The sequence below is a fragment of the Dyella humi genome (assembly GCF_044904605.1).
GTDB classification, from domain to species: domain Bacteria; phylum Pseudomonadota; class Gammaproteobacteria; order Xanthomonadales; family Rhodanobacteraceae; genus Dyella_B; species Dyella_B humi.
On the sequence record NZ_JADIKI010000017.1, the window covers coordinates 1 to 5,711 of the forward strand.

Genomic DNA, 5,711 nt, shown 5'->3' on the forward strand with positions numbered 1-5,711 from the left:
GGTGTTGACGGAAGCGTGAAGGGATGTAGAATGGGCGGCTCACCCGGGACGAAAGGTCTTGGGGCGATCGACAAGAGTCGGTTGCAAGTGATTGATCTTTGACAGTATGCGCAGGTGACTTGTGTGGGCGCCTTGCGGTAGATGGATGACTGTCCATGTATTGCAAGCGTCTAACCAAAGAGTCAATTCAAAAGCTTGACGTTTTAAGGTTAGGGTAAACGCTTCGGAAAGATAGATCGTCTTCGGATGATCGAAAACTTAAGTGAAGAGTTTGATCCTGGCTCAGATTGAACGCTGGCGGCATGCCTAACACATGCAAGTCGAACGGCAGCACAGTGGTAGCAATACCATGGGTGGCGAGTGGCGGACGGGTGAGGAATACATCGGGACCTGCCCAGACGTGGGGGATAACGTAGGGAAACTTACGCTAATACCGCATACGTCCTACGGGAGAAAGCGGGGGATCTTCGGACCTCGCGCGGTTGGATGGACCGATGTTCGATTAGCTAGTTGGTGAGGTAATGGCTCACCAAGGCGACGATCGATAGCTGGTCTGAGAGGATGATCAGCCACACTGGGACTGAGACACGGCCCAGACTCCTACGGGAGGCAGCAGTGGGGAATATTGGACAATGGGCGCAAGCCTGATCCAGCAATGCCGCGTGTGTGAAGAAGGCCTTCGGGTTGTAAAGCACTTTTATCAGGAGCGAAATACTACCGGCTAATACCCGGTGGGGCTGACGGTACCTGAGGAATAAGCACCGGCTAACTTCGTGCCAGCAGCCGCGGTAATACGAAGGGTGCAAGCGTTAATCGGAATTACTGGGCGTAAAGCGTGCGTAGGCGGTTTCTTAAGTCTGCTGTGAAATCCCCGGGCTCAACCTGGGAATGGCAGTGGATACTGGGAAGCTAGAGTGTGTCAGAGGATGGTGGAATTCCCGGTGTAGCGGTGAAATGCGTAGAGATCGGGAGGAACATCAGTGGCGAAGGCGGCCATCTGGGACAACACTGACGCTGAGGCACGAAAGCGTGGGGAGCAAACAGGATTAGATACCCTGGTAGTCCACGCCCTAAACGATGCGAACTGGATGTTGGTCTCAACTCGGAGATCAGTGTCGAAGCTAACGCGTTAAGTTCGCCGCCTGGGGAGTACGGTCGCAAGACTGAAACTCAAAGGAATTGACGGGGGCCCGCACAAGCGGTGGAGTATGTGGTTTAATTCGATGCAACGCGAAGAACCTTACCTGGCCTTGACATGTCGCAAATTCTGCAGAGATGCGGAAGTGCCTTCGGGAATGCGAACACAGGTGCTGCATGGCTGTCGTCAGCTCGTGTCGTGAGATGTTGGGTTAAGTCCCGCAACGAGCGCAACCCTTGTCCTTAGTTGCCAGCACGTAAAGGTGGGAACTCTAAGGAGACTGCCGGTGACAAACCGGAGGAAGGTGGGGATGACGTCAAGTCATCATGGCCCTTACGGCCAGGGCTACACACGTACTACAATGGTCGGTACAGAGGGTTGCGAGACCGCGAGGTGGAGCCAATCCCAGAAAGCCGATCCCAGTCCGGATCGAAGTCTGCAACTCGACTTCGTGAAGTCGGAATCGCTAGTAATCGCGAATCAGCTATGTCGCGGTGAATACGTTCCCGGGCCTTGTACACACCGCCCGTCACACCATGGGAGTGAGTTGCTCCAGAAGCCGTTAGCCTAACCGCAAGGAGGGCGACGACCACGGAGTGGTTCATGACTGGGGTGAAGTCGTAACAAGGTAGCCGTATCGGAAGGTGCGGCTGGATCACCTCCTTTCGAGAGCGACAGCACCGCTGCCGCAAGACGTCCACACAAGACACCTGCACATCCGCACGCCGACGGCGTGAGAGGCCTGCTCCGCAAGGAGCGGGGCCTGAAGCTTTATGGGTCTGTAGCTCAGGTGGTTAGAGCGCACCCCTGATAAGGGTGAGGCCGGTGGTTCGAGTCCACCTAGACCCACCATTATTTGGGATGCCGACCCGGACTTACGGGGCCATAGCTCAGCTGGGAGAGCACCTGCTTTGCAAGCAGGGGGTCGTCGGTTCGATCCCGACTGGCTCCACCAGTTTTAACGGTAAGCGGATGTGTAGCGCATACAAAAGATTTTGAAGCGAACTGGCGTTGAGGCCAGCGTCGTGTTCTTTGAAAACGTAAACGAGTGACAAGCGTCTTGGTTTGAACCAAACCGAGATGTGTCGTTGAGGCAAACGACGAATGCGTTGTTTGGGTATATGACAACGAATGGCCGCGAGGCGATTTGGGGTTATATGGTCAAGCGACCAAGCGTATACGGTGGATGCCTTGGCAGTCAGAGGCGATGAAGGACGTGGCAGCCTGCGAAAAGTGTCGGGGAGCTGGCAACAAGCTTTGATCCGGCAATGTCCGAATGGGGAAACCCACTCCGTAAGGAGTATCGCTCAGTGAATACATAGCTGAGCGAAGCGAACCCGGGGAACTGAAATATCTAAGTACCCGGAGGAAAAGAAATCAACCGAGATTCCCTGAGTAGCGACGAGCGAACGGGGAGCAGCCCAAAAGCACAGTATGTGTTAGTCGAACGGTTTGGAAAGGCCGGCCATAGCGGGTGATAGCCCCGTAGGCGAAAACGCACATTGTGTGAAATTGAGTAAGGCGAGGCACGAGAAACCTTGTCTGAACATGGGGGGACCATCCTCCAAGGCTAAATACTCCTGACTGACCGATAGCGAACAAGTACCGTGAGGGAAAGGCGAAAAGAACCCCGGAGAGGGGAGTGAAATAGACCCTGAAACCGTATACGTACAAGCAGTGGAAGCCCGCAAGGGTGACTGCGTACCTTTTGTATAATGGGTCAGCGACTTACTGTCAGTGGCAAGCTTAACCGTATAGGGGAGGCGAAGGGAAACCGAGTCTGAATAGGGCGCATAGTCTCTGGCAGTAGACCCGAAACCGAGTGATCTATCCATGGCCAGGTTGAAGGTGCGGTAACACGCACTGGAGGACCGAACCCACATCTGTTGCAATAGATGGGGATGAGCTGTGGATAGGAGTGAAAGGCTAAACAAACTCGGAGATAGCTGGTTCTCCTCGAAAGCTATTTAGGTAGCGCCTCGTATGAATCTTCCTGGGGGTAGAGCACTGTTATGGCTAGCGGGTCATTGCGACTTAGTAAACCATGGCAAACTCCGAATACCAGGACAGAATGTACGGGAGACACACGGCGGGTGCTAACGTCCGTCGTGAAAAGGGAAACAACCCAGACCCGCAGCTAAGGTCCCCAAGTTATCGCTAAGTGGAAAACGATGTGGAAAGGCATAGACAGCCAGGAGGTTGGCTTAGAAGCAGCCACCCTTTAAAGAAAGCGTAATAGCTCACTGGTCGAGTCGGTCTGCGCGGAAGATTTAACGGGGCTAAGCGATACACCGAAGCTCGGGGTGCACACTTTGTGTGCGCGGTAGAGGAGCGTTCCGTAAGCCTGTGAAGGTGAGTTGAGAAGCTTGCTGGAGGTATCGGAAGTGCGAATGCTGACATGAGTAACGATAATGCGGGTGAAAAGCCCGCACGCCGAAAGCCCAAGGTTTCCTCGCGCAACGTTCATCGGCGCAGGGTGAGTCGGCCCCTAAGGCGAGGCAGAAATGCGTAGTCGATGGGAAGCTGGTTAATATTCCAGCACTTGACTGTAGTGCGATGTGGGGACGGAGAAGGTTAGGTCTACCCGGCGTTGGTTGTCCGGGGGAAAGGCGGTAGGCGGTGATCTTAGGCAAATCCGGGATCACATACGCCGAGCACCGAGACGAGCCCTTAGGGCGAAGTGACTGAGACCACGCTTCCAGGAAAAGCCACTAAGCTTCAGCTACAGCAAACCGTACCGTAAACCGACACTGGTAGGCAGGGTGAGAATCCCAAGGCGCTTGAGAGAACTCGGGTGAAGGAACTAGGCAAAATGGCACCGTAACTTCGGGAGAAGGTGCGCCCGCCGGTGTGGTCACATGCGTGACTGAGCACTAGCGGGTCGCAGTAACCTGGCCGCTGCGACTGTTTATCAAAAACACAGCACTCTGCAAACACGAAAGTGGACGTATAGGGTGTGACGCCTGCCCGGTGCTGGAAGGTTAATTGATGGGGTCAGCCGCAAGGCGAAGCTCTTGATCGAAGCCCCAGTAAACGGCGGCCGTAACTATAACGGTCCTAAGGTAGCGAAATTCCTTGTCGGGTAAGTTCCGACCTGCACGAATGGCGTAACGACAGCGGCGCTGTCTCCACCCGAGACTCAGTGAAATTGAAATCGCTGTGAAGATGCAGCGTTCCCGCGGCAAGACGGAAAGACCCCGTGAACCTTTACTATAGCTTTACACTGAACGTTGAGTTCTTCTGTGTAGGATAGGTGGGAGGCTATGAAACCGAGACGCTAGTTTCGGTGGAGCCAACCTTGAAATACCACCCTGAAGTGCTTGACGTTCTAACCTAGGTCCGTAATCCGGATCGGGGACCGTGTATGGTGGGTAGTTTGACTGGGGCGGTCTCCTCCCAAAGCGTAACGGAGGAGCACGAAGGTACGCTCAGCGCGGTCGGACATCGCGCACTGTGTGCAAAGGCATAAGCGTGCTTGACTGCAAGATCGACGGATCAAGCAGGTACGAAAGTAGGTCTTAGTGATCCGGTGGTTCTGTATGGAAGGGCCATCGCTCAACGGATAAAAGGTACTCCGGGGATAACAGGCTGATACCGCCCAAGAGTTCATATCGACGGCGGTGTTTGGCACCTCGATGTCGGCTCATCACATCCTGGGGCTGTAGCCGGTCCCAAGGGTATGGCTGTTCGCCATTTAAAGTGGTACGCGAGCTGGGTTCAGAACGTCGTGAGACAGTTCGGTCCCTATCTGTCGTGGGCGTTGGAGATTTGAGGGGGGCTGCTCCTAGTACGAGAGGACCGGAGTGGACGTTCCGCTGGTGTTCGGGTTGTCATGCCCATGGCATTGCCCGGTAGCTACGAACGGAAGTGATAACCGCTGAAAGCATCTAAGCGGGAAGCACGCCCCAAGATGAGATCTCCCGAGACTTCGAGTCTCCTTAAGGCACCATCAAGACTAGGTGGTTGATAGGCGCGATGTGGAAGTGCAGCAATGCATTGAGCTAACGCGTACTAATGCGCCGTGCGGCTTGACCATATAACCCCAAGACGCTTCGTGGTTATGACCAACGAACATCTCAATTCACCAGACGCTTGTCACTCGTTTACCCTTTATCTCACGTGAGATCCGTCTCACGAGAAGAGTTAAAAACCGGCTATCTATGGTCGGACTCTTCAAAGTTGCGGAGCCGGCGCTAAAAAGCGCTGCTCCCACCCCTTCCCTGGCGGCTATAGCGCTGTGGCCCCACCCGATCCCATCCCGAACTCGGAAGTGAAACGCAGCTGCGCCGATGGTAGTGTGGCATTGCCCATGCAAGAGTAGGTCACCGCCAGGGGCTTTATCCTTAAAACGCCTTCCCGAGATCGGGAAGGCGTTTTGCTTTACAGCGATGGCAGCATGCGGCGCATCGATCACGGGCTTCGGTGCCCGCTTGGTGGATCAAACGCCGACGTAGGCGTGCTGCAGATGGTCATCGTGCTAGTTCTCGGTGTTGAGCATCCAGCCGTCGCTCTGTATGGCCAGTGCGAACTCCGTTGCATAACGCGAGCAGAATGAACCAGCTGTGCTCGTGCT

General features: G+C 54.8%; 2 tRNA genes and 3 rRNA genes. All 5 read left to right on the plus strand.

Going from position 1 to position 5,711, the window contains the following annotated elements:
* Positions 1-259: 259 nt before the first annotated feature.
* The 5 genes from ISP18_RS00110 to rrf all read left to right on the plus strand — a co-directional run bounded on the left by ISP18_RS00110 (position 260) and on the right by rrf (position 5,472).
* Positions 260-1,804 (plus strand): 16S ribosomal RNA (locus ISP18_RS00110).
* Between the two features lie 109 nt (positions 1,805-1,913).
* A tRNA-Ile gene (locus tag ISP18_RS00115) sits at positions 1,914-1,990 on the plus strand.
* 27 nt (positions 1,991-2,017) lie between these two features.
* Positions 2,018-2,093, plus strand: a tRNA-Ala gene (locus tag ISP18_RS00120).
* Between the two features lie 204 nt (positions 2,094-2,297).
* Positions 2,298-5,174: ribosomal RNA gene (locus ISP18_RS00125) — 23S ribosomal RNA — on the plus strand.
* Between the two features lie 183 nt (positions 5,175-5,357).
* Positions 5,358-5,472 (plus strand): 5S ribosomal RNA (gene rrf, locus ISP18_RS00130).
* The 16S, 23S and 5S rRNA genes sit together here with 2 tRNA genes alongside, the layout of an rRNA operon.
* Positions 5,473-5,711 lie beyond the last annotated feature (239 nt).